The sequence below is a fragment of the Enterobacter sp. Cy-643 genome (assembly GCF_011752815.1).
GTDB lineage: Bacteria > Pseudomonadota > Gammaproteobacteria > Enterobacterales > Enterobacteriaceae > Cedecea.
Genome location: NZ_VWWV01000001.1, coordinates 1,432,422 through 1,454,086 on the forward strand (window position 1 = coordinate 1,432,422; position 21,665 = coordinate 1,454,086).

A 21,665-nucleotide genomic window follows, 5' to 3' on the forward strand; every position below is an offset into this window, starting at 1 on the left:
CGCGCATCACGGCGTCAGTCCAGGTTATGTTTTTGGGTAAAATCGTACAGTTCGATCATCGTTTTCAGGCCGAGCTTGGCCATCAGGCGGCTTTTATAGGTACTCACGGTTTTGTCGCTGATGTTCATCTGGCGGGCAATATCGACCACCTTCACGCCTTTAGCCAAATGGCGCAGGACATCCAGCTCCTTCGCCGACAGCTCGCCCAGTTTGTCTTTATCTGCCGCCGCATCACCGGCGACAACATCGCTCCTGGCCAGATGCCGGGGGAAATAGCCATAGCCGCTGCGGATCGCGCGCACGGCGTCGCTGAGTTCGGAAAGATTATTCTTTTTGCTGACAAACCCGTCCGCGCCGGCGCTGGCACAGCGGCGAATGTAGTGATCGCCCTCTTTGCCGGTGAGTACGAGGATCCCGCCGCTAAATCCGTCGCGGCGCATTCTCTGCACCACGTCAATGCCGTTGACAGAGGGAATATCAATATCGACGATCACCAAATCCGGGGTATTTTTCCTGACCAGCTGAATGGCCTGCAGGCCATCATCAGTTTCGGCAATAACGGTCAGGTTTTCCTTCTCCAGTACCATTCTTACCGCCAGCCTGGCGACAGGATGGTCATCAACAATCAGTACGTTTTTCATTTATTATCCTGTTGGGCTGGGGAAGAAAAGCCAAAGTCACGTTGTCAGTTCGCTTTAATTATCAGTGTAATAGGAGTTTCACGCCTAAGCAATTGCCGACACTGTCATACTTTCCCTACACCCTTTCTATCTTATTCCTACGCGCAATCCAGCGCCGACTGATACAGCCCTAATCTTTTCCTCATTACCCTGTAAGAACTTATATTCCCGCTCGCCTTAGAGCGGCTAATTTGGCTGGAAATAGCTTATGGAAAAAAATATAGCCGAAGGTATGGCTACCGCGAAAAGTAACCCGCGCGTTTTAATCTTCGCCCCCTGCGGGTATGCCGCTCTCGGTCTGGCCAGACTGTGCGAAAGCGAATTAGAGAGCCAGGTGATTGGCACTCCCCAGACTCTGCCACACTTCCTGGAAACGATGATTGAATCGAAACCAGATATGGTGATTTGCGGCATTGACCCTCGGGCCAATGTTCTGCCGCAGCTGCTGAACATGCCTTATTATCCATCGTGCAGGTATGTTTTGCTCACGGACGCCGAATCAGTGGCCCTGAGCCGGGCGCTACAAACGGCCGGGTTTTATGCCGTGATCGATAAAAGCATGCCGCTGCGCAAGCTGACCGGCGTCCTTCGGCAAGCCCTGGTTAATCCATCCAGTGGAAACATCCGCAGAAATGCCCGATTTTACCTCCCGGAAGAACGCTATATTCTCGGCGCGCTGCTCAACGGCGAGCGGTTAGCGCTCATCGCGCGTAACATGGGGATCCCCTATCGGTCGGTTAGCCGCTATAAACATACCGCGCTACGCAGAGCCGGGCTGAAAAGCATTAATCAGATTTTGTCTGCATAAACGGGTCGGAGAAAGTTGGATGACGTCAGTATTCATCTGATCGGATAATACGCCGCACATCCTTGTACGGCTTGACCGTCCTTCACTACAGACTGCCGGTCAGGAAATTACTACAGGTATTATTTTTAATAGGCCAGCCTTTAGCCTGAGGTAGACTGATTTCTTCCCCCGGCCTCTTGGTATAAAGTTTGTTCAAATACTCTGCATCCGCATTATTGGGGATCTCAAGTACACGATCATAGCGAAGGTAATAGCTTTTATTGGCTTCCGGGATAAATGCCACAGATTGTATATATGTCGTCCCCGAGATATCAGCGCGGACAGATCGTAAGGCATATGTCTTCCCCGGTTTTAACGTGAATTTATTCATACCAAGTGTTTCACTCTTCCAAAACCATCTCAGGATGGTCAGCTGCTCGTCATTTACTTTTTCATAGCACTTGTCTTTATCGTTACGAATATAGGTGACAAGCGCATTTTGGTGAGTGTTATCGTCATACAGATATATCGCTGATGCATCGCTTCCCGCGTACATTTTTGATTTATCAATGGTGGCACAAGCCGTAAGTGAGCAGACGGCGATAACGGTAATCACACATTTCTTGAGACTCAACTTCATTATTTTATATCCTGATCCCACTGTTTCAGAAAAAATGAGAATATTTTCAGTCAATATTAGGGAACATATCCTTCCCTACCATGGCGGCAGTACAATACTCTTTGCGTTATGTAAATCAACAGGTTACTGCCATAACTACTAATTTCCGGAGGGTCTCTTCCGTCGATACCTGAGCTGAAGGTCCGCTGCGAGCGATAAGCAGACCTAAAGAAAAACGTGACATTTATCATGAAATTAGAACGTCAAGTTCATGAACCGACAGTCGCAAAAGAGTTAAATTCAATCCATGGGTCTATTACTTGGTGGTTCTGTGGTGCCGCCACGGCAATCAGCATATTGTGATTTTTGAGATACCTCCCTTTTCTTACGTTAGGTACTGCTTTACCGTTAAGCGCTGAGCCTGGCTCAGATGCCGGAACCATTCAAAGTTACACGTCGCACTCCTTGTGCGTGCTCACCTTTCGCCACAGCGCAGATAACCAGGTCAGCGAATCATCGATCAGCATCCGCTTTTCGCTCCCAGGCCGCCAAATCGTCACCATAGTCTGGCTAATACCTTCATTGCCCACCACCGTGGGAATAGCCATAACATTTTTCCAACGCACCGCCTCAAAATGAGTCGGTAAAAATCCCCATCCACACCCGGCTTCCATCAGGCTACGCAGCATTTCAAGCTCATTGGCCACAATGATATTCCCGGAGATTTGCAGCCGCCGCGCCATTGGTACGTCGCTTGTGGAGTGCATCACCACCTGTGGCGTCAAAGAAAGGTCAAGCAGTGAACACGGACGTTTGGCCTCTTCAAACAGCGGCTCTGCGGCGTAAAAATCCATGTCGATGGCCCCGAGCGCACGCCACTCCATGTCGCTGCCGACGCTGTGATTGTTGGCCTGAAAGAAGCCCAGATCGACCTCCCCGCTCGCCAGCGCTTTTTCGCCTTCCGCGCGCGAGGTGCATCTCAGACTCAGACGGATCCCCCGCGTCGCCATCCGCGTAATTAATGCCTTCAAAAAACGGCGGGGTGTAAAGGGGTCGTAGGCGACGCCCAGCTCCTGAACCTCCGTTGACGGCACCCGACGAGCAAACTGATCGAATGCTCTTGCCTGACGCAACAGCAGGTGCGCCTGGCGATGAAGCTGTTCGCCTTCTGCTGTCAGCTGCAGCGATCGCCCCTGGCGGGCAAACAGCGGGTAGCCAAAGCTATCTTCCAGCAGATCGATAAGATCGCGCAGCGTGGTGCGATCTTTCTCCAGCTTCATCGCAGCTTTCATCAGACTGCCGTGTTCCGCAACGGCAGTGAAGGCTTCAAGTTGAGAAAAAGAGTAAGACAATGACGGCACGTTGGGCTCCTTTTGCCGTGTTTATGGGGGATTATCCCCCATTACGCGTTTTTTATTATAGTGCCGTCATTTTTATACTGCATCCATCCCGTCATCCCGCCGGGACAACATGTCTATGGGTTTAACTTAAATAGAGAACGCTATGATTAATAAACATAAATCCTTGCCTGCAAAGTACTGCCTTCTGGCAGGTCTGGTGGCTGGTGCATTCCTCTCCTCTCCCGTAATGGCGGCTTGTGAAGGCACCGAACTCACCGCCTGCCCGGCCCCTTTTGATGCAAAACTTCCCGATACCAAAACGATGCTGAGCTGGGATCAAGCCGAGCGTGTTATCGGTTTTCGTAACGATTACCGTAATTATCAGGGCGATGTTTTCCACCACGGCAAATCCGTGCCGTTAGCGATGGCTGAAAAACCACTGACGCAGGCTCGCTATCAGGTCAACGGCAAACTGTGGACGCTACAGGATTATATTAAACGCCAGAACGTCAGCGGTATGCTGGTACTGAAGGACGGTAAAGTTGCCTGGAAATATCTTGGTGAAGGCAATACCGACACCACACTCTGGACCTCTCGTTCTGTAGGGAAATCGGTGGTGTCTACACTCGTGGGTGTGGCCTTAAAAGAGGGAAAAATCCACTCAATGGACGATCTGGTCACGCAGTATGAACCTGATTTGAAAGGCACCGCCTGGAACGGCGTGACGCTGAAACAGTTGATTCAACACACCTCTGGCGTGGCGTGGAATGAAGATTACGCCAATCCGCAGTCTGACTTCGCCAAACTCACGCAGTGTGAAGCGCACGCGGGTACCTATGACTGCGTCCGCTCGCTGGTTTCTGGTCTGAAACGCGCCCACCCAGCGGGTGAAGTGTGGTCTTACTCCTCCGGCGGTGCATGGCTGCTGGGCGATGTGCTGGAGCGTGCAACGGGTATGACGCTTGCTACCTACCTTGAGAACAATATCTGGCGGCCGTACGGTATGGCAAACGATGGTGTATGGCATGCCTATACCAAAAACCAGCATGATGTTGGCGCACACGGCTTTAACGCCACGCTGGAAGATTGGGGACGTTTCGGCGAATTCGTACTGAACAATGGCCGCCTGCCGAACGGTAAGCAGATTCTGCCGGAGAACTGGGTTGCCCAGTCGGCCGACTGGAACAGAGCGAAAAACTCCGTCTCTGCGGCGCATCCACAGGGGCTGTATGGCTATCAGTGGTGGAATAACGAAGTGCCTGCCAACGCTAAAAACGTGGAACCAACGCCGCAGGATTCGCTGAAAGGCTCCATGTGGGCGCTGGGGATTTATGGGCAGATGATCATGGTCAACCGTGCGGAAAATCTGGTGATCGTCCAGTGGTCAACCTGGCCGCAGGCGGAACCGTCGTTCAGCGCCCAGCCGCTGGAAGCTTCGCTGATGTTCAGCGCTATTGCGAAGGCATTGCATTAATCATCGGAGATAACCACGCCAGAAATGTACCTTAAGCTCTGGCGTTTTCAGTGAGGGATAAGGGTATCCTCTGGAGGGAAAGGATACCGCCCAACATCTTTTCAGTTGGCTAAGTGAAGATTGTCTAAGCCGTATTCCTTTTTTGACAGCATCCCAGTGCGTCTGAATTCACGCAGGTAATGCAAATGGATGGTCAAGAAATCGCTACTTATCAGCCCTTGCAGACCATCATGGCTTTAGCCTCGTCTACAGTTAACTTATCTAATTCTCATCGAATAAATCACCCCATGAGCTTTTCGTTAAGGACTCACCTGTTCGCCCGCCTTCGGTTATTGATTTCAGTGGCTGCCGGCGTCGTTTGTTACTTCGCCCTTCCCGCTCAGCTTGGCACGCTGCAGCGGCTGTTGATCGGCTGGAATGTTTTAGCCTGGCTTTATCTGATTTTTATCTGGGCACGGATGCTGCGCACGGAAGTCAGCGATATTCCACGAATAGCCAGAATACAGGACCAAAGCGCGGCGCTCGTGTTAAGTCTGATGATCTTTGCCTGCCTGGCCAGCATTGTGGCAATTCTGAGCGAACTGCCGTCGCTGCGGTCGCTGTCCGGCCCGCCGCTCGCGCTGCATATTGTTCTGACGGCCATGACGCTGCTGGTCTCCTGGATCTTGCTGCCCAGCGTCTTCGCGATGCACTACGCCCATCAGCATTATTTGCATCGCAGCAAAGAGATCACCCCGATGATCTTTCCTGATAAACCGAAAGATCCGGATTACTGGGATTTCCTGTATTACTCTTTCACCATCGCCGTGGCCGCACAAACGGCCGATGTGGCAACCGGCACAACCGGCATGCGTAAAATAACCCTGCTGCAGTCAGTTATTTCTTTTATCTTCAACCTGGCGATTCTGGGGCTTTCCGTTAACGTGGGCGCTGGGTTGTTGAGTTAATAAGCCGGGACCGGCGGTCATCGCATGAACAGCCCACAAAACAGGCTATAATTTAACCAGTGACGCTGAGTGTAAAGGTGAAACACGATGCCTAATCCTTTCGATGCCTGCATGGCTATCGCGCTGATTCTGGGTGCATTACATGAAATGGGACTGATTCCCTGGTAATGCGCTTTATATGCCGGTGGTTTGCTGAAAAAAAACGATGGCAGGAAATTGACAGCAGGTCGAATCTCATTAAGGTGAGAGGGATATTTTACGCCGTGCAGGCCGAGTCCCAGGAACCCCATGATCCCTTCGCTTCAAACGTTTACCGGAAGTTTGCTTCAGGATGAGAAAACGCTCGTCGCCTCTTACGATCTTGAGTCTTTGCCTTTTGAATTGAAGCGCAGTCTTCATCTGCAGGCTTTACGGCAGCCCGGCATTTATAACTACGCCTTACGCCCCTTTTCTCTCGACTTTCGTCAGATCCAACGGCTCTGTATTATCAACGGTATGGGCGTCACGCTGGGTGATTCACTGATCGGTATCTCGGCGCTGCACGCCATCAAAACCATCAACCCGAATATTCATCTGACGGTCCTGCGGCCACACACATGCCCGGCCTGGGTCGAAGAGATTTATCAGCTGGCCGGGAACGTGATTGACGAGCTGCATTTCATGCCTCAGGAACTGGCTTCACTGGAGGGATATGATGCGCTGATTGACGCGGGGAACCAGCTGTTCCGGGCGGACTTTGCCACTCAGGAAATGCACGATTTCTTCTTACGCCACCTGGGGATTGCCCCTGAGACTGTACCCGAAGAGATAAAAGCTAACCGCTGGCTACGCGACGGAATGCCAGAGCAAACTTCCCCCCTGCAAGGTCGTTACGTCCTGTTCAATCATCGGGCCAGCACCCGACTCCGCAACATCCCTGATGCCGTGCTCGTCGACTTTATAGAGTACATTTCCCGGCAGCACGGTCTGCCCGTGGCAGGCTTTGGCAAAATAGAACACCCGCAGTACATCGATCTTTCTGCGCGGTCGAAAACAACCGCCGACTTTATCGCCATTATTCGCCATGCCAGTAAGCTCTATACCTGTGACTCATCGGCGCTGCACATTGCCGCCGCGTTTGACGTGCCCACGACGGGCTACTTCAACGCCATCAAACCGGCCCTGCGGGCCAGCTATTACCCGCTGTGCGAAAGTGTGGACATGGGAACTGAGCGATCCGCCCCGCTGCACCAAAGTGAAGATAGCGAGTTGCTAAAAGCGATAGAGGATAATTATCGACGCTATCTTGCCGCCGTATAACCCTGAGAAACTGGCCGCACACTGGCGGCCAGCCTGCGCTATTTATTGATGCCAATAACCAGCACGGTTGATTTTTTACATTGATTATCCTGGCAAATACCGGAGAACCAAATCTGCCCTTTGCCGATCGCCAGCCCCTGATAATTCGCAAAAAGATCCTGATATTTCTGCGCGTTAACTGCCGCCACCAGATCCGGCGTAAAAATGGCGTCATAGTTTTTAATGAACTGCTGCGGCGTTTTGATCTGCACTTTTTTACCCGCCAGCGCGATCTTTATCGGATAGGAAATTAGCTTTGCCACTTCCGCTTTATTCTGCGCGGCAATCTGCGTTTTAAAATTATCAAAAAACGCATGATAGTTTTCATGCGAGCTGAATAACTTATCTAAATTCGCGTCCATTGCCTGGTCGGTGGCGGCCCACAGGGTGCCAGACCAGATCAGGGAGGAAGCCAGACACAGCCTGGCGAGTAGCGACATAAACCTCATATAAACCACCTCTTGCCTTAAATATCATTGAATTATCGTATTTATAGAATTTTAACTTTTCAGTCTGAAACACGCTTTAAGTGTTAATAAAGCGGCAGGCGTTCCCTCGGCGGCATCATATATGATATAATTTTGACCAATCCATTGATTTTAATTAAAAGTAAACAAATTGTATTAATATGAAACAACTTTTCCTGGCGCTGTGCCTTTTAACCCCATTCAAAATGTCTATGGCTTCGGTCAGCGGGACTTTCGACGTGAGAATGACTATTCTCCCCAAGCCGATGCCGCCTAAAGTGACTAAAATTAAACTTTCAGCAGATACGGTGATGATCGTTAATGAATGGTAGGGTTTTCATTCATCAAGTCGTGCCCCGGATGCACATCCGCTCCCATTAAAAAGCCGCTGACGGTCTCCCGCAGCGGCTTTTTTTATGACTGATTCAGGCTATTCCCCCGAACCTGGCTTACCGACTCTCTGCCCGACGTCTATCCGGTTCCCATCCGGGTCGGCAAACACAAACGTCCGCAGGCCGTAATCTTTATCCTGAAGCCCCTTCACGATCCTGGCGCCTGCCTGCTGACAGAGAGCAAACAGCGCCCCGATGTCATCGACCAGAAGATGGGCCACCGGAAAATGTGCGGCCCGATGCTGTGGCTGGAGCGTAAGATGCAGCTCGCTTTCCCCCTGCCGGAGAATGACAAACCCAACGGGTTCGCCGTTCTCGAAACGCTTCGTAAAGCCTAAAACGCCCACGTAAAACGCCAGTGCGGCAGGCATATTTTTGACAGGCAACGTCGCTGCAATGCGGCCAAATCCAACTGCTGAAGGCATAATCATCCTTATATTTAAGAAACGAGCCCATCGTGCAGACGGTGCCGCAGCCATGCGTTTCTGTGTTGATGCCGGACGGTGCCAGAGTAGCCCTTATCATAAACGCCAGCCTCACCCTGCGCCAGCGTTCGCTAATGAGAATAATGTCGCGGACAAACGCGGCGTTCCCCCTATGGCGACAGATCGCCTGCCCTTTGTCGGCAGACGTTTAGTACCAGCTGCCGCAGCCAGCGGTGCGCGAGGTCCGCCTCTGAACGCGGGTGCCACATTTGAGAGACGGTTATGGATTTCGTTTTCACCGGCAGCTCAAACATGGCCAGCCTCGCGTTCTCTCCCTCAACCGCCAAAACCGGCTGATTCAGCAGGAAAGAAGCTGGCACCAGCGCAATAAGATCGGACGCCTGCGCGACCTTTAGCGACGCAGGAAATGACGGCACTATGGCGGCAATTTTGCGCGTCAACCCTCTTTCATCGAGGGCATCGTCTACGGGCCCGCGAGTTGACCGGATCCGCCGGGAGGCCACCACGTGCCCGTACGAGAGATACTGCGCGACGGTAACCTCGGGCAGAGCGGCCAGAGGATGACCGGCGCGCACCACGCCAACAAACCGATCGCGGAATAGCGCCTGGAGCCGTATTTCTGGCCCCATTTCGCCCACCACGCCGATTTCGAGATCGACCAGGCCTTCACGCAGATGCCGGGGACCTTTTTCAGGTTTGGAGGTGAAGCACAGCTGCACCCGCGGCGCTACAGCTGCCGCAGCGGTGATAAGCGCAGGCGCAAAGGCTTCAATAAATCCATCGTTGGCCCGGAGGATAAACGTGCATTCCAGGGTTGAAAGCGTTAGCTCTGCCGTGGACGGGCTCAGCAAAGCGCGAGCCTCCAGCGCCGCGTTTCTCGCCCGCTCGCGAATCGCTTCGGCATAGGGCGTCAGCACCATATTTCTGCCCGCTCTGACCAGCAGCGGATCGCCGGTTGCCGCCCGCAGGCGGCTTAGCGTACGGCTCATCGCCGACGCGCTGAGTCCCAGACGTCGGGCGGCGCCGGCCACGCTGCCTTCCGCCAGAAAGGTATCCAGCGCCAGCAGTAAATTCAGATCGGGGTCATTCATTCAGGCATCCTGTAAAAAGATATGGCGTCTGGTGCAACTATTATCTGCATATGATGCGTCTTCCGCCTCTCTTTAAGTATCACTATATTTGCAGCACTGACAACTTGAGACTGATGACCGCGCAGCGGGAAGGAACAACGATGGAATTATTTTCAAACCAGCCGGGGGATGACGGCCTGCCGGGCCGCCCGCGTCTGATGGCGATGCTTGCCGTGATGACAACGGTCACAATGGCGGTGTTCGATGGCTCAATGGTGAACATCGCGCTGCCAAATATCGCCCGTGCGCTCGGCGTTTCCGCCAGCGACGCGGTTTGGGTCGCGAATGGCTATCTGCTGGCCGCCGCCATGACGCTGGCGATTTTTGCCGCGCTGGCGACCCGGCTGGGATTCAGGCAAATTTTTGTCTTTGGGCTGAGCCTGTTTACGCTGGCATCCGCGGGCTGTGCGCTTTCCACCTCGCTCGAGATGTTGGTTTTGATGCGGATATTGCAGGGCATCGGCGGCGCGGCGGTACTGAGCATTTCCCCGGCAATCCTGCGTTCGGTTTTCCCCACCCGCCTGCTGGGCAGGATCCTCGGGCTGAACGCCTTCTTAATCGCCACCAGTACGGCCATAGCGCCGCTCCTTGGGGGAACGCTTCTTTCGACCTTAGGCTGGGAATGGCTTTTTGCGGTTAATTTACCGTTAGGCATTGTGGCGCTTTGGCTCAGCCTCCGCGTCCTGCCGGGGGAAAAGGTCTCCCATTCCAAGCCCTTTGACTACGCCGGTGCGTTTCTGTCTGCTCTGCTGCTGGGCGCGCTGATCGTGGCCGCCGACAGCTTTACTAAAAGCGAAGATATTGCCCAGGCGGTGGCTTATAGCCTGACGGCATTGTTAGCGGGCGCGGCATTTATCTGGCGAGAGCGCCGCGCCGCTCAGCCCCTGCTGCCGCTGACGCTGTTCGCCTCCGCGCGATTTTCGCTGGCGGCCCTGACGTCTCTGATTTCGTTTATCGGGCAAGGGATCACATTTGTCGCCCTGCCGTTTTTATTCCAGAACGTTTATGGCTACAGCGCCTTTGCTTCGGCCCTGCTCTTTACGCCCTGGCCCGTGGGAATAATGCTCGCAGCGCCCCGGGCCGGGCGACTGGCCGACAAACATTCTCCGGCGCTGATCGCCACCACCGGCTTAGGCGTGTTTGCGGTTGGCCTGATACTTTTAGCCCTGTTGCCCGCCCACGCTCAGGCATGGGACATCGGTTTACGCAGTCTGGTGTGCGGCATTGGCTTCGGTATTTTCCAGAGCCCTAACAACAGGGAGATGATGGCTAACGCCTCACGAGAAAATAGCGGCTACGCCTCAGGCATACTGGCCATTATGCGAACTTTCGGCCAGTGTCTGGGGGCGGCCATCGTCGGTATTGTGCTGGCTATTTACGGAAATGCCGTCTCGTTTGAGTCGCAGGCCATTACCCTCAATCTTTGGCTGGCCGCCGGAACGACGTTGCTGGCTGTAGGCTTAAGCGGCCTGCGTACCCGGCAGCTACAGCAGCAAAATATGAGGCGTTGATGCTGCCGGCTATAGCGACCAGTCGCTATTTTGCAATACCACCCGATAACCATCGGGATCGATAAAAGTAGCCCCCTTCACGTCCCAATAAGGGTTGAATGCATCCAGCCGGGTAAAACCGGCTGCCACCATTCTGGCGCAGAAGGCTTCCCATTCGACACGATCGGGCACATAAAGCACCAGTAAGTCATCTTCGGTAGGTCGTGGGGTAATGAGATGATGCTGGCAGACCGTAAATTCCAGGTGCCAGCCCAGCAATGGCCCACCCAGCATCACGCCGCTGAACCCCTGGTGATCGCTAAATTGCGCTATTTGCTGAAGACCAAGTCCCGCGCAGTACAGCTCCCGGCTTCTTTCAAGACTGCTCACCGGACGGGCAATACGCATATGGCTGAAGTGCATCATTTTTTCCTGTTCTGATGTTCGCTCAACCTTAAAGGTATTGCTTTATCATCATTTTCCTCACTGTGCGATTTCAGGCGACAAACGGTAGGCAGGAATTGAGCGAGTCGTTCCCGTCAGGCTGTCGAAGACCGTGCGTTCTGTCGTGATAATCGGCATCCCGGACTGCCTCAGCACTGAGATATCGGCGGCAATGCGCTGCAGTCCAAACCAAAACAAACCGTCGAGGGCATTGACCTGAAGCCCTCCCTCCAGGGCGACTTTCAGCCGATCCCTCGGGTTTCTGACCTGCAGCGCGATCTGCTGCCAGGCCGTCGCGGGCGTACCGCCCGGATCGATTCTGCGTATACGATTCGAGAAACGATAGCGGAAGGCGTCCGGCACGGCACTGAGATCGTCTTTTATGCTGTAGACTTCTCCGCGCTTGTTGTCGTTGATAACCACGGTTTTCTGGCTCAGTTGAAGCTCACCGCGCAGCTTGTCGATCAGCTGAGGCGCTCGCAGAAGCAGCAGCCTAAAAGGCAGTTCGAAACTCGTTACGTAATCCACGTTCAGCAACGCCAGCCGCAGACGCTGCTCCGCGTCCTGAGGCTCTCTCTGGAACTCCTGCCTGACTTCCTCCCACTGACGACTCAGGCGGGGCGGCTCTTCTATTTCGGTGAAACTGTACTTTTCAATCTGGTAATCGATGCGTTCGTTCATTCAGGCACCTTTCACATGTCAGGATCCAGCTCACAGACCATCTCATAGCAGCGCAGCAACGTGCCGCTGCGCGACATAGGATAAAGCCCCTCTTTCACCACGCGAAATCCCTGCGTCAGGTAAAAATCACGGGCGTTTGGCGTGGAGGAAAGCGTCAGCCTGCTCATTCCCCTCGATCTCGCTTCCTGTTTGATGGCCTGAAGGATCTGTTTGGCCAGCCCCCGGCCCGTCCAGGCCGGCAGGGTAAAAATGGCCTCAACCGAACCGTTTTTCAAATCCAAAAATCCCGTGGCGACCGGCTCGCCGTTTTCATTATCCGCCACAAAAAAAGGATTATTAACGATTTCATTTCGGTAACCCTCGGGCATCTCATCTGGCGTCCATGCGGCCAGCACATCTTCTGGATAAGTTTCCCGACAGCCAAAGCGAATGGCCTCGTTTCTTATTGTCCACAGCGCCTGAGCTTCATTGAGCGTGGCTCGTCTGACCGTCATTCTCTGACCTCCGAAATGCTCCGTTACGTAAAGGAAAATGAGTCTGATGACTTAACGCAAAAAGGAATGTTACCCTTTGAAGAAAATAGCATTTAATTAAGGACCGCTCGATGAAAAAAATATCTGCCCTGTCCGTTTCGCTGGCCCTGCTTTTTAACGCTTCGGCCTTTGCCGCTGGCGCTGAACTGCCTGCGCCGATAGCCGCTCTGGAAAAGCAAGGCTTCGAGCTGAAAGGGGAATTTAAAGCACCGGGCGACCTGCAGGCTTATGCCATGCAGTATCAGGGACAAGGCACCATCGTATACCTGACGCCGGATAAACAGCACGCCATTATGGGCAACATGGTCGATGCCGGAGGGAAAAACCTCAGCGACGCGGAAGTGGAGAAGTTTGTCTATGCGCCAATGGCCAAAGCCATGTGGCAAAACCTGGAGAAACACCGCTGGATAGCCGCCGGAAGCGAAAAAGCCCCGCGCATTGTCTACGTGTTTGCCGATCCATACTGCCCGTACTGCACCCAGTTCTGGGAACAGGCTCAGCCCTGGCTGAAGTCAGGTAAGGTTCAGCTCCGGGTGCTGCTCGTCGGTATGCTACGCCCCGACAGCGGGCAAAAAGCAGCGGCAATTCTGATGTCGAAAGATCCGGCCAAAACGCTCGCCGACTATGAAAACAGCAAAGGTAAGCTGGCGCTGCAAAAACCGGAAAAAATAGATCCGGTTATCGGTGAAGCCTTAAAAGATAACCTGACGCTAATGGACGACCTCGGCGGCAACGCCACGCCGTCAATTTATTACCTGAACGCCGAAGGCCGCCTGCAGCAGCATCAGGGCATGCCGGATGCTGAAACGCTGAATACCATCCTCGGGGATAAATAACGCCTACAGTTTCAGCAACGGTTTACGCTGGCGGCCAGGTTCACGGAACAGCGCCAGCGCCTGCCGCCACTCCTCCAGCGCGTAAACCGCCACGCCGGGCTGCTGCGTTTGTAGCAGCAGTTCCCAGAGTGAGATAAACCAGCCCTGCCACTCTGCAGCCGGCGTGACCGCCAGCGTATCTCGTAAATGAAATCGCTGGGCGGTGATGTGCTGCCCGCGCGGAGAAAACGCCTGCCCACTCAGCAAACCGTAAGAAACCAGCGCGGCATTCGGATTGAGATGATCGAGCATCAATGTGGCTAACGCACCGCCCACGGCGTCATACACCACGTCAACTTTTCCAGCAGCTTCGGCGATCCCCTGCCTGTCATCCCCGCTCAGGGGGATAATGCCCGACTCGAGCAGCGCCGGCAGATGTTGTGCCGAACGGTAAACGCCATAAACTTCCGTGGCACCCTGCCTTTTGGCCCACTCCGCCAGTAAACCAGCACACGTTGATCCTGCCGCCGTGACCAGCACGCTTTTTCCCGCCACGGGCCACTTTTTCAGCATCAACCAGGCGGCCAGAGGATTGATATATCCGCGCGCCGCAAGCTCATCCGGCACGCTGTCCGGCACGGGGACGGCCCACTGAATCGGGCAGTCAACCCATCGCTGCCAGGTGCCATCCCCGCGCAGAGGCAGCACACGCCTGCCAATCCACTCCGGAGAATCCGCCTGCTCAACAATGCCGACGCCTTCGTACCCGGCAACGCGAGGCGGAAAGACCCGATGGCGGTAAGCCCCGGTAATGGGAATAAGATCTGAGGGATTGACGGGCGCGTAGCGCATTCTGACGCGGAGCGTGCCGGGGATAAACGGCACCATTGGCGTGTGTTCGAGGGTTAAGATCTGCTCAGGTTCACCAAACTGCCGGAACCAGAGGGCTGCGTTTTCCATACTGAATGCCTGCAACTGCCATATTGCAGGCACTATATCACGCCTTAATCAGCATATAACGCGCCGAATAAGTGACATCGTCACTTATTCCATCATAAATTACGGTAGTAGAACGTCGTTGAGCACGGGCTGCCGTCCGGCATTAACGCATAGTGCGGGAGATCGCCCACGCGCTGCCAGCCCATGCCCTGGTAGAAGATCTCCGCATCGCTGCCGGTGGCAGTATCCAGTACCAGCACCGTTTTTCCCTGCGTGGTGGCAACGGCTTCCAGATAAGCCATCAGGCGCTGGGCAATGCCTTTGCGCCGCGCCGCGCGATGAACCAGAAGTTTAGCCACATCGGCAAGGTGCGGCTGATTTTCCGGCTGACTGACGATCAGTTGCACGGTACCAACAATCCGCCCCTGCCCATCTTCCGCCACAATCAGCGTGCGTTCTCCCCGCGCCACGCTCTGGCCAACCTCCCCCCAAAACGCCGCGGCTTTTTCCGGCGCCAAAGGATGCAAAAAGCTGACTGAAGCCCCACCAGCCACGCAATCAATCAGTACATCCGTTAATGATGCGGTTGCATCAGCAAATTCACAGGCCTTCAGGGAGCGAATACGATACTCGGGCACGGCGACTCCTGCACAGTAGTTAAAAGTTATGTCGGAATATTACCAGGCATAAGAATAGGCCAGCTTACCCGGTAATCCCGGATCCAACTATTCAGGAAATGTATGGATGAGTCGTTTGGGGGGTGACGAGCAATCCGCTCAAAGAGCAAATGTCCCCCGGCCATAGCGAAGGAAATAGCGTCCGGGGAATATATCCTCACAGGGTGTTAATCACCTCTTCCATAAGGAATTATGCTAGTACAATTTATCATGGTGAGGCTGTAAAAGACGGGTCACCGCGTGAATGACTGCCGGGCCAGGAGTGAACCCGGCTGCGCCACGAACAGAAGTGGGAAAATTAAAGCGTTTTCGACGGCGCGAAAAGTGCCGGCTGGCGTGATGCCAGCTGACTGTACTGGTTCATGCTTTCGATTTTTTTTGTCATCTGATCGCTCCGCATGGAGTCAAAAGATTTTACCACCTGCCCGTCGTTATACCGCTGACTTGGGTCGGCAGCCAATGTTCTCACATCGTACAGCAGCTGCTTCTGCTCTTTGAGCCCCTCAGCAAGATCTTGCACCAATGCGGTCCCCACACCATAAAAGCCCTGTTTGGCCATCCGTTCTTCAATCACATTTCTTGGCAATGGCGTAATGTTGCTGAGTGCATATTGCGCATCCGGATCGCCCTGACGGCTGTTGTACTGCTTTTTGACAACCAAATCGTTCGGGTTTAGCGATGTGTTGCTGAGCAAAGTGGCTACGGGGATATGCTGCCAGGCATCCACCATCGCGACTTTATTGCTTTCACGCGGGTCACCAATCATGGTTAACACATGGTCGTTTCTGTACATCGCGCTGGAGATGGGGGCGCTGGAACCTCTGCCCGCCAACAAAGTATAGGCGAGGTCGCTAAACTCCTGGCAGTTACCTCCTTGTAAAGTCGCGGCTGTGCGAGCAGAAGCATAGGTTCGGTCCATGTTCGGCACCTGCGTCCGAAGGGCATCACGCATCGCTTTTTTGTCTTCTCGCGCCAGATGGGCTCGCAGGTAGCTTTCCCCTTTACTGCCCACCACGGACAGCCACTGATTCCCCGCTCCGTGGGGCATACGGCGAACCACTTCATCCTGAGTTTGAGCGGCAAGATTGAGGTTTCCCATAGTCCGGGGTGAAACATTAATCACCTGTTTCTGATATTGTCCGGAGAGGCGTAAGCTGTCCGGGGGGAGATAATCATGCACCGCCAGCATACTCGCATTATGCGCCTGGCTGCTGGAAGAGACACCGTTCCTGTTCATCATCGAGTCCTTCAATTAAGCGACAAGCCACTTTGAGAGCGTGGCGGTATAGTGAGCAAAGCGCTCGTACAACGCGATTAGCGTTTCCGGCGCGGCCTGAGCTTGATCAATTCTTGTCCAGATCACGATTTCTTCGCTGGTTGCACTAGCGGCCACCACAACCGGGGGCGAAAGCTCGTTCATTAAATTTGTCTGCATTAACGCCCATAACAGCGGCGCCTTTTGTTCATCATTGATTGTCAAAGGCAGCACGCTGCTGAATGTAATGGCACCAGCCGGATAGTGATGCAACTGAATAGCATTTCCAGCTTTCATTGTTAATTCGAAAGCCTCCTCGCCGCTATTCGATTCCGGGGCAACAGCTAAGTAGCGAAACAACGGGGCAATTGCGTCGCTGAAATGGTGGGGCATAACAAGCTCCTGGGGATAAGGGATAGTTATTTCCAGAACAATCGGTTCTGAGTATCCCCCGTGAGTGTCTGGATTTCCGCCTTGGTTCCCGGACTATGTGTCGATACATCCATTGACGTTTTTGCCCTCGCGCCTGGAAAACGCATTCGGTCAGCAGACTCTCTGGATATTGCTGAACGGCAGTATGATGACTCCGATTTTGAACAAACCCGGCATCTGAAGCTGGCTCAGAGCTAGTGCAGCTTATCTATAGCTTTTCTTCCCTCGATGATTTAGCCCGTTCCGCTGCGGCTATCACATCCTCAAGGCTGAGATGCCGCTGCGGGTCGTACTCCACGCTTCCCCAGCTGAAAGAGAGCGTCCAGCGATTATCCGCTCGCTGATTAAAATCGGCCACTTTACCCAGCAGGTGCTGCATGGCGATAAATGCCCCTTCTTCATTCGTTCCGTTAAAAAGCAAAACAAACTCAGCGCCGCCCTGTCTGGCGATCAGATCCGTTTCACGGAAAGAAGAACGCATTAATTCTGAGAAAGCGAGCAGCGCACGATCGGCCTGCTCATGACCCAAACTGTCGTGAAGCTGTCGAACCCCGTTAAGGTGGAGCAACACCAGAGAAAGCGGTTCAGCCCGGCGGTTAGCGCTACTCGTGGCGTATTGCCACAGAAACATAAGGCCTTGACGGTTCAGCAGGCCCGTCAACTCGTCGGTCATTGTGGGATCGAGCATCTCATCCTCCGGCGCAGACTCATCATAGGATCTGCTTACAGTTTAGATGAACATTACTCAGGCGGCGTAAATGCGGTTTTTTCCGGCGCGTTTGGCGTTATAAAGCGCATCATCCGCCGCTTTTAACCATTCGGTGGCATCCGGCATCTGTTTTGTCGCGCAGGCAATGCCGATACTCAGGGTGCAGAAAGCATTCTTTTCAGGCAGGACACGAACATTAATGGACTCCAGCAGGATCCGCCGGGCAATAGCTTCTGCTTCCTCAAGGGAAGTATTCGGCATCAGGACCACGAACTCGTCCCCACCGAGGCGTGCCGGCGTGTCGCTGGAGCGAGTGACTATCCGCAGCACGTCGGACACCGCCATCAAAATAGCATCCCCCACTTTATGCCCGAAACGATCGTTCACCTCTTTGAAATTATCTATGTCGATAAACATCAGCGCCGAACTGCCGCAGGCAATGCGCAGCCGCGCCAGCTCATTGCTGATTTTTCGCTCCAGCAGGCGGCGGTTGGCAATCCCCAGCAGGGGATCCATCATGGCTATGCTTTCCAGTTCGCGGCTCTTTGCCCGCAGCTTCAGCGCTATTGAAGCCGTCAGCATGCTCAGGGCGATGGTGTAAACCGCAATCAGCGGCAGCGTGGCATACATTGTCCGGGCAGAAACCGCCGGGCTAAACGGCATCCCGTGGCTTATCCAGGTCAGCGCAAACGCCAGCCCCATCGCCACCATCGCCCGCTTCATCAGCGGTTTTCCCCCGGCGGCCAGCCGGTCGGAAACCAGAATAGTGACAATCACCACCGACGGTAACGCGCTGAGCGATATCATGGCAATCCAGAAGCCTCCGGCCGCCGCGTCGATGACCAGGTTTTGTTTTTCACTGTTAACGGGAGAGGCAGAAAAGCGCGCTTTTAACAGCGCCACGTGCGGCCAGACAAAAGCGTTAACCACCAGCAGTACCACCACAGGGAAAGAGGACTGCTGCTCATTCAGCACCGAAAAGAGGGGCAAGAAGCACAGAAACGTCCCCAGCATACGCATGATATACATGCGATTAACGAAGCGAGAGCCGTGCGTTCTGGCAATTTTGTGAGGATCGGGTGTACGCATAAATATCTCAGGCAAACGAACCAGCAACGACAAACTGCACGGGCATACTGCGCGATAATAAAGGATTCAAAGTGAACATGGCTATTAAGAATCGCGCATGTGCGACGCCGGAAACGCTTCGGCGTGGCAGTGACTCGCGCTGGTCTTATTGCGCCCCTGCCGCTTAGACAAATACAAATACTTATCCGCCTCCGGAATAAGCTGATTAAAGGTGGCTTCCAGCGTGTTATTGCCCAGAGCCGCCTCTGCCAGGCCAATACTGACGGTGATGAACAGCGACTGTTGTTCATAGTGAAAAGTACCGGCTTCAATCGTCTGGCGGATCTGCTCGGCAATTTCAAAACCCTGCAGGTTATTCCGAACCCGGCACACCACCACAAACTCTTCCCCGCCGATGCGCGCCACCATTCCTCGCTCACCTACAGTATCCAGCACTCTGCTGGCGAAAGAGGCCAGCACGGTATCCCCGCATTCGTGACCCCAGCTGTCATTGATCCTTTTGAAAAAATCAATATCCAGCAGCATCACGCACAGCAGCGGTTCTTGCGGATTGGGTTGGTGCCGTCCGCTTCGCTTAAGCGCTTCAAACAGGCCGGAGCGGGAATAAACGCCCGTCAGGTAATCATAGTCGGCACGCAGCGAAGTCTGCTTAATCAGCTGATTAATGGCATCCACGCTGATGGAAACAATTAGGGGGCAAATCGCGATAGTGGCAATGCCCAGGCGCGCCGAGAACATCTGATCGACCAGCAGCAGCGGCTGTTCGGAATGGAGATTAATTGCCGCGTGGGCCACCAGCACAATTTCCACCCCGCCGGTAATCAGCGTCAGCAGCGCGGTAACCGGGAGGGGGTAGCGAATGGCGCACCAGATAAGCGCAGGGAGCGGAAACGCCAGGCTGCCCGCCCCGCCGATAATCATCGCCGTGCAGACTGCAATCACCACGGAAAAAAACGGATACATGTCTGACGGCACGATACCGGTCAGTTTCCGCCAGGAAGGCCAGCTGGCGGTCAGCAAACAGGGCAGCATCAGCACGCCGGTTGAAAACTGCTCGCTCACCCAGTCAGCATAGAGCGGCATAAACTTTTCATGGTAATCGCCGCTTATCCCCAGCGATCCTACCGCGCCAAATAATGAAGATAATATGGCGGCAATCAGTGAAAAGTTAAAAATATTAAACGCATTTAGCGCCCAGTTACTCTCATCCATATTGCGCGAATAGCGCAGCAATAAACGGGCGGCGGTGACAATAAACACCATGTTTGAAAAGTTGATAATCGTCGACTGCCAGCCCCACTGAGTCGTAAAGGCGTCATAAATCAGCATTGCCGCATAGCAAATAGAATAATAGAGCGCATTGTTCAGCCACGGATTACGAACAAAAATAGCGGCAAGTACCGCATTCAGCGGCCAGAATAGCGAAAGATCGTTAACCAGCCGCAGCGAAGCGCCAAAGAAGTAAAATAGCGTGGTAAGCGCAAAAACACCGATCGCATTTAACAGTATTTTATCGGGGGAAAAGAATGAAAACTTAGGTCGATTAACCATGCTATCCTGGTTCATATCTATTCATCACCGCTGAAAATAAATAGCGCCATCAGGTGATTGCGAAAATAAACATTAGCTTAGCATGTTTGCCCCGTTAACAATCCAGGGCATTGAGAGAAAGAAGAAAATTCACTCAACTCGCCAGCGTTCCGCATGAACTATCAGCCATAAGTTAAATTTTCGCCAGCTTCTCCGCCGCTTTTTACCCGCGGCAGGCTTTGTGGCTAAAAATTCAGACTTATTGCCGGGGAATAATTAGCAGCCTCAGGTTTAACCGGTGTTTAACATGGCTGCCTTATAGTCCATAGAAGTAGGATTTCCCGGAGCTGAAATGCGTAAAACACCCTGGGCGGAACGACTCATCATCACCGCCATAATGCTGGCCGTGCTGGCCACCGTTAGCCTTGTTGGCGTGCTATGGCTGCGTATACCGGGATTATTATTACTGTCATAACCGCATCGGTTAAAAAATAGAGCGCCCGATGCGCTGAGAGAGAATTTCCAGCGCGGCCGTCCCGGCCAGTGAGTTACCGGAAGCATCCAGCTCCGGGCACCATACGGCAATAGACATCTCATTCGGTACGTTGGCGATAATTCCGCCCCCCACGCCAGATTTCCCGGGTAACCCAACCCGATAGGCAAATTCCCCGGCACCGTCATACATGCCGCTGGTGATCATCAGCGCATTTATCTGCCGCGCGTGCTGAGCGGAGATCACCGGCTCATCAATGTGTAGAGCCCGCCCCTGCCTGGCCAGAAATAAAAACGTTTTGGCTAATTCAAGGCAACTCATTTCCAGCGCGCAGTAATGGAAATAGGTTTGCAGCACCGTAATAACATCATTCTCGAAGTTACCAAATGACTTCATCAGCCAGGCAATCGCGGCATTACGTGCCGAATGCTCAAATTCAGACCGCGCCACGCGCGTGTTATAGACTAAATCGTCGGCGCCGGAGAGCACACGAACGACCTCCAGCATACGCTGTTTAGGCGCGCTGAGGCGGGTTTGCAGCATGTCGCACACCACCAGCGCCCCGGCGTTAATAAACGGATTGCGGGGTTTGCCCTGCTCAAGTTCAAGCTGTAAAAGAGAGTTAAACGGCTGGCCGGACGGCTCTTTGCCAACGCGCTGCCAGATTTCAGCCTCATCATAGCGTCCCATCGCCAGCGTCAGGCTCAGCACTTTAGAGATCGACTGAATAGAAAAACGCTCTGCCGCATCCCCGGCGCTGAAGAACTCTCCGTCCACGGTACAAATAGCAATCCCGAGTTTATTGCCCGAAACCTCTTCCAGGGCCGGAATATAATTCGCGACCTTCCCTTGGCCCAGCAAAGGACGAACCTGGTCGAGGATCTCTTCCAGTAACTGATTGTTTAATTGAACCGGCACCGTGCGCTCCTGAGGCATATGTTAAGCGGCGAAAGTATAC

General features: G+C 53.7%; 25 protein-coding genes. 8 read left to right on the forward strand and 17 right to left on the reverse strand.

Annotation, left to right across the window (positions count from 1 at the left end; genetic code table 11):
- Positions 1-14: 14 nt before the first annotated feature.
- Positions 15-641 carry a response regulator gene (locus tag F3J29_RS06575; RefSeq protein ID WP_166864047.1) on the reverse strand — a complete coding sequence of 209 codons (627 nt, stop codon included), beginning with the start codon at positions 639-641 and terminating at the stop codon, positions 15-17.
- Positions 642-888: 247 nt separating this feature from the next.
- Between F3J29_RS06575 and F3J29_RS06580 the strand changes: the two genes are divergently transcribed.
- Entirely contained in the window at positions 889-1,488 is a 600-nt protein-coding gene (locus F3J29_RS06580) for a helix-turn-helix domain-containing protein (protein ID WP_166864051.1), read from the forward strand.
- An 85-nt stretch (positions 1,489-1,573) separates the two neighbouring features.
- On the opposite strand, the gene F3J29_RS06585 is transcribed toward F3J29_RS06580, so the two are convergent.
- Together F3J29_RS06585 and F3J29_RS06590 are read right to left on the reverse strand one after the other, a co-directional pair.
- Positions 1,574-2,107 (reverse strand): hypothetical protein, encoded by a 534-nt coding sequence (locus F3J29_RS06585; RefSeq protein WP_166864054.1) that lies wholly within the window; start codon positions 2,105-2,107, stop codon positions 1,574-1,576.
- Positions 2,108-2,535: 428 nt separating this feature from the next.
- Positions 2,536-3,447, reverse strand: a complete 912-nt coding sequence (locus F3J29_RS06590) for a LysR family transcriptional regulator (RefSeq protein WP_166864057.1) — start codon at positions 3,445-3,447, stop codon at positions 2,536-2,538.
- Positions 3,448-3,589: 142 nt separating this feature from the next.
- Here F3J29_RS06590 and F3J29_RS06595 point away from each other — a divergent pair, with 142 nt between their 5' ends.
- From F3J29_RS06595 to F3J29_RS06605, 3 genes are all read left to right on the forward strand, one after another.
- Positions 3,590-4,900, forward strand: a complete 1,311-nt coding sequence (locus tag F3J29_RS06595; protein ID WP_166864060.1) for a serine hydrolase domain-containing protein — start codon at positions 3,590-3,592, stop codon at positions 4,898-4,900.
- Positions 4,901-5,187: 287 nt separating this feature from the next.
- Positions 5,188-5,847, forward strand: coding sequence for a DUF1345 domain-containing protein (locus tag F3J29_RS06600; protein WP_166864063.1), 660 nt, complete (start codon positions 5,188-5,190; stop codon positions 5,845-5,847).
- 288 nt (positions 5,848-6,135) lie between these two features.
- Positions 6,136-7,146 (forward strand): glycosyltransferase family 9 protein, encoded by a 1,011-nt coding sequence (locus F3J29_RS06605; RefSeq protein WP_166864066.1) that lies wholly within the window; start codon positions 6,136-6,138, stop codon positions 7,144-7,146.
- 38 nt (positions 7,147-7,184) lie between these two features.
- Here the strand turns inward: F3J29_RS06605 and F3J29_RS06610 are convergent, their stop codons facing one another.
- Positions 7,185-7,634, reverse strand: coding sequence for a hypothetical protein (locus F3J29_RS06610; protein ID WP_166864069.1), 450 nt, complete (start codon positions 7,632-7,634; stop codon positions 7,185-7,187).
- Positions 7,635-7,813: 179 nt separating this feature from the next.
- On the opposite strand from F3J29_RS06610, the gene F3J29_RS06615 reads away from it, so the two are divergent.
- Entirely contained in the window at positions 7,814-7,984 is a 171-nt protein-coding gene (locus F3J29_RS06615) for a hypothetical protein (RefSeq protein WP_166864072.1), read from the forward strand.
- Between the two features lie 98 nt (positions 7,985-8,082).
- Here the strand turns inward: F3J29_RS06615 and F3J29_RS06620 are convergent, their stop codons facing one another.
- Both F3J29_RS06620 and F3J29_RS06625 read right to left on the reverse strand, forming a co-directional pair.
- Positions 8,083-8,469: a VOC family protein gene (locus F3J29_RS06620; protein ID WP_286175179.1), complete on the reverse strand. Its 387-nt coding sequence runs from the start codon at positions 8,467-8,469 to the stop codon at positions 8,083-8,085.
- A gap of 170 nt (positions 8,470-8,639) precedes the next feature.
- The gene (locus tag F3J29_RS06625) at positions 8,640-9,581 is read right to left on the reverse strand and encodes a LysR family transcriptional regulator (RefSeq protein WP_166864077.1); all 942 of its coding nucleotides are present in this window, start codon (positions 9,579-9,581) and stop codon (positions 8,640-8,642) included.
- A gap of 140 nt (positions 9,582-9,721) precedes the next feature.
- On the opposite strand from F3J29_RS06625, the gene F3J29_RS06630 reads away from it, so the two are divergent.
- Complete coding sequence (locus F3J29_RS06630; protein ID WP_166864080.1) at positions 9,722-11,131, forward strand: MFS transporter; 1,410 nt, start codon at positions 9,722-9,724, stop codon at positions 11,129-11,131.
- 9 nt (positions 11,132-11,140) lie between these two features.
- Here the strand turns inward: F3J29_RS06630 and F3J29_RS06635 are convergent, their stop codons facing one another.
- Genes F3J29_RS06635 through F3J29_RS06645 form a run of 3 tightly spaced genes read right to left on the reverse strand, consistent with a single transcriptional unit; the run spans position 11,141 to position 12,729 of the window.
- Positions 11,141-11,533, reverse strand: a complete 393-nt coding sequence (locus F3J29_RS06635; protein WP_166865014.1) for a VOC family protein — start codon at positions 11,531-11,533, stop codon at positions 11,141-11,143.
- Between the two features lie 60 nt (positions 11,534-11,593).
- Positions 11,594-12,235 carry an ECs1377 family protein gene (locus tag F3J29_RS06640; protein WP_166864083.1) on the reverse strand — a complete coding sequence of 214 codons (642 nt, stop codon included), beginning with the start codon at positions 12,233-12,235 and terminating at the stop codon, positions 11,594-11,596.
- An 11-nt stretch (positions 12,236-12,246) separates the two neighbouring features.
- Entirely contained in the window at positions 12,247-12,729 is a 483-nt protein-coding gene (locus F3J29_RS06645) for a GNAT family N-acetyltransferase (protein WP_166864085.1), read from the reverse strand.
- 128 nt (positions 12,730-12,857) lie between these two features.
- Here F3J29_RS06645 and dsbG point away from each other — a divergent pair, with 128 nt between their 5' ends.
- Positions 12,858-13,604 (forward strand): thiol:disulfide interchange protein DsbG, encoded by a 747-nt coding sequence (gene dsbG, locus F3J29_RS06650; RefSeq protein ID WP_502706555.1) that lies wholly within the window; start codon positions 12,858-12,860, stop codon positions 13,602-13,604.
- A 3-nt stretch (positions 13,605-13,607) separates the two neighbouring features.
- On the opposite strand, the gene F3J29_RS06655 is transcribed toward dsbG, so the two are convergent.
- The 7 genes from F3J29_RS06655 to F3J29_RS06685 all read right to left on the reverse strand — a co-directional run bounded on the left by F3J29_RS06655 (position 13,608) and on the right by F3J29_RS06685 (position 20,250).
- Positions 13,608-14,543 carry a zinc-dependent alcohol dehydrogenase family protein gene (locus F3J29_RS06655; RefSeq protein WP_166864091.1) on the reverse strand — a complete coding sequence of 312 codons (936 nt, stop codon included), beginning with the start codon at positions 14,541-14,543 and terminating at the stop codon, positions 13,608-13,610.
- A 92-nt stretch (positions 14,544-14,635) separates the two neighbouring features.
- Positions 14,636-15,160 carry a GNAT family N-acetyltransferase gene (locus tag F3J29_RS06660; protein WP_166864094.1) on the reverse strand — a complete coding sequence of 175 codons (525 nt, stop codon included), beginning with the start codon at positions 15,158-15,160 and terminating at the stop codon, positions 14,636-14,638.
- A 337-nt stretch (positions 15,161-15,497) separates the two neighbouring features.
- A complete protein-coding gene (locus F3J29_RS06665; protein ID WP_166864096.1) occupies positions 15,498-16,439 on the reverse strand; it encodes a hypothetical protein in 942 nt (313 codons plus the stop codon).
- A gap of 12 nt (positions 16,440-16,451) precedes the next feature.
- Positions 16,452-16,847 (reverse strand): CesT family type III secretion system chaperone, encoded by a 396-nt coding sequence (locus tag F3J29_RS06670; RefSeq protein WP_166864099.1) that lies wholly within the window; start codon positions 16,845-16,847, stop codon positions 16,452-16,454.
- Positions 16,848-17,094: 247 nt separating this feature from the next.
- The gene (locus F3J29_RS06675; RefSeq protein ID WP_166864101.1) at positions 17,095-17,574 is read right to left on the reverse strand and encodes a GGDEF domain-containing protein; all 480 of its coding nucleotides are present in this window, start codon (positions 17,572-17,574) and stop codon (positions 17,095-17,097) included.
- Positions 17,575-17,631: 57 nt separating this feature from the next.
- Positions 17,632-18,684, reverse strand: coding sequence for a diguanylate cyclase (locus tag F3J29_RS06680; protein WP_205246648.1), 1,053 nt, complete (start codon positions 18,682-18,684; stop codon positions 17,632-17,634).
- A gap of 84 nt (positions 18,685-18,768) precedes the next feature.
- The gene (locus tag F3J29_RS06685) at positions 18,769-20,250 is read right to left on the reverse strand and encodes a GGDEF domain-containing protein (protein ID WP_166864104.1); all 1,482 of its coding nucleotides are present in this window, start codon (positions 20,248-20,250) and stop codon (positions 18,769-18,771) included.
- Between the two features lie 316 nt (positions 20,251-20,566).
- Here F3J29_RS06685 and F3J29_RS22725 point away from each other — a divergent pair, with 316 nt between their 5' ends.
- Positions 20,567-20,689 carry a hypothetical protein gene (locus F3J29_RS22725; RefSeq protein WP_286175181.1) on the forward strand — a complete coding sequence of 41 codons (123 nt, stop codon included), beginning with the start codon at positions 20,567-20,569 and terminating at the stop codon, positions 20,687-20,689.
- 9 nt (positions 20,690-20,698) lie between these two features.
- Here F3J29_RS22725 and glsB read toward each other — a convergent pair whose 3' ends face one another.
- A complete protein-coding gene (gene glsB, locus F3J29_RS06690; RefSeq protein WP_166864106.1) occupies positions 20,699-21,625 on the reverse strand; it encodes a glutaminase B in 927 nt (308 codons plus the stop codon).
- Between the last annotated feature and the right edge of the window lie 40 nt (positions 21,626-21,665).

Bases quoted from the DNA above. Each gene is read 5' to 3' on its own strand.
- F3J29_RS06575 (WP_166864047.1), bottom strand. From the start codon at position 641: ATGAAAAACGTACTGATTGTTGATGACCATCCTGTCGCCAGGCTGGCG.
- F3J29_RS06580 (WP_166864051.1), top strand. From the start codon at position 889: ATGGAAAAAAATATAGCCGAAGGTATGGCTACCGCGAAAAGTAACCCG.
- F3J29_RS06585 (WP_166864054.1), bottom strand. From the start codon at position 2,107: ATGAAGTTGAGTCTCAAGAAATGTGTGATTACCGTTATCGCCGTCTGC.
- F3J29_RS06595 (WP_166864060.1), top strand. From the start codon at position 3,590: ATGATTAATAAACATAAATCCTTGCCTGCAAAGTACTGCCTTCTGGCA.
- F3J29_RS06600 (WP_166864063.1), top strand. From the start codon at position 5,188: ATGAGCTTTTCGTTAAGGACTCACCTGTTCGCCCGCCTTCGGTTATTG.
- F3J29_RS06605 (WP_166864066.1), top strand. From the start codon at position 6,136: ATGATCCCTTCGCTTCAAACGTTTACCGGAAGTTTGCTTCAGGATGAG.
- F3J29_RS06610 (WP_166864069.1), bottom strand. From the start codon at position 7,634: ATGAGGTTTATGTCGCTACTCGCCAGGCTGTGTCTGGCTTCCTCCCTG.
- F3J29_RS06615 (WP_166864072.1), top strand. From the start codon at position 7,814: ATGAAACAACTTTTCCTGGCGCTGTGCCTTTTAACCCCATTCAAAATG.
- F3J29_RS06620 (WP_286175179.1), bottom strand. From the start codon at position 8,469: ATGCCTTCAGCAGTTGGATTTGGCCGCATTGCAGCGACGTTGCCTGTC.
- F3J29_RS06625 (WP_166864077.1), bottom strand. From the start codon at position 9,581: ATGAATGACCCCGATCTGAATTTACTGCTGGCGCTGGATACCTTTCTG.
- F3J29_RS06630 (WP_166864080.1), top strand. From the start codon at position 9,722: ATGGAATTATTTTCAAACCAGCCGGGGGATGACGGCCTGCCGGGCCGC.
- F3J29_RS06635 (WP_166865014.1), bottom strand. From the start codon at position 11,533: ATGCACTTCAGCCATATGCGTATTGCCCGTCCGGTGAGCAGTCTTGAA.
- F3J29_RS06640 (WP_166864083.1), bottom strand. From the start codon at position 12,235: ATGAACGAACGCATCGATTACCAGATTGAAAAGTACAGTTTCACCGAA.
- F3J29_RS06645 (WP_166864085.1), bottom strand. From the start codon at position 12,729: ATGACGGTCAGACGAGCCACGCTCAATGAAGCTCAGGCGCTGTGGACA.
- F3J29_RS06655 (WP_166864091.1), bottom strand. From the start codon at position 14,543: ATGGAAAACGCAGCCCTCTGGTTCCGGCAGTTTGGTGAACCTGAGCAG.
- F3J29_RS06665 (WP_166864096.1), bottom strand. From the start codon at position 16,439: ATGATGAACAGGAACGGTGTCTCTTCCAGCAGCCAGGCGCATAATGCG.
- F3J29_RS06670 (WP_166864099.1), bottom strand. From the start codon at position 16,847: ATGCCCCACCATTTCAGCGACGCAATTGCCCCGTTGTTTCGCTACTTA.
- F3J29_RS06675 (WP_166864101.1), bottom strand. From the start codon at position 17,574: ATGCTCGATCCCACAATGACCGACGAGTTGACGGGCCTGCTGAACCGT.
- F3J29_RS06680 (WP_205246648.1), bottom strand. From the start codon at position 18,684: ATGCGTACACCCGATCCTCACAAAATTGCCAGAACGCACGGCTCTCGC.
- F3J29_RS06685 (WP_166864104.1), bottom strand. From the start codon at position 20,250: ATGAACCAGGATAGCATGGTTAATCGACCTAAGTTTTCATTCTTTTCC.
- F3J29_RS22725 (WP_286175181.1), top strand. From the start codon at position 20,567: ATGCGTAAAACACCCTGGGCGGAACGACTCATCATCACCGCCATAATG.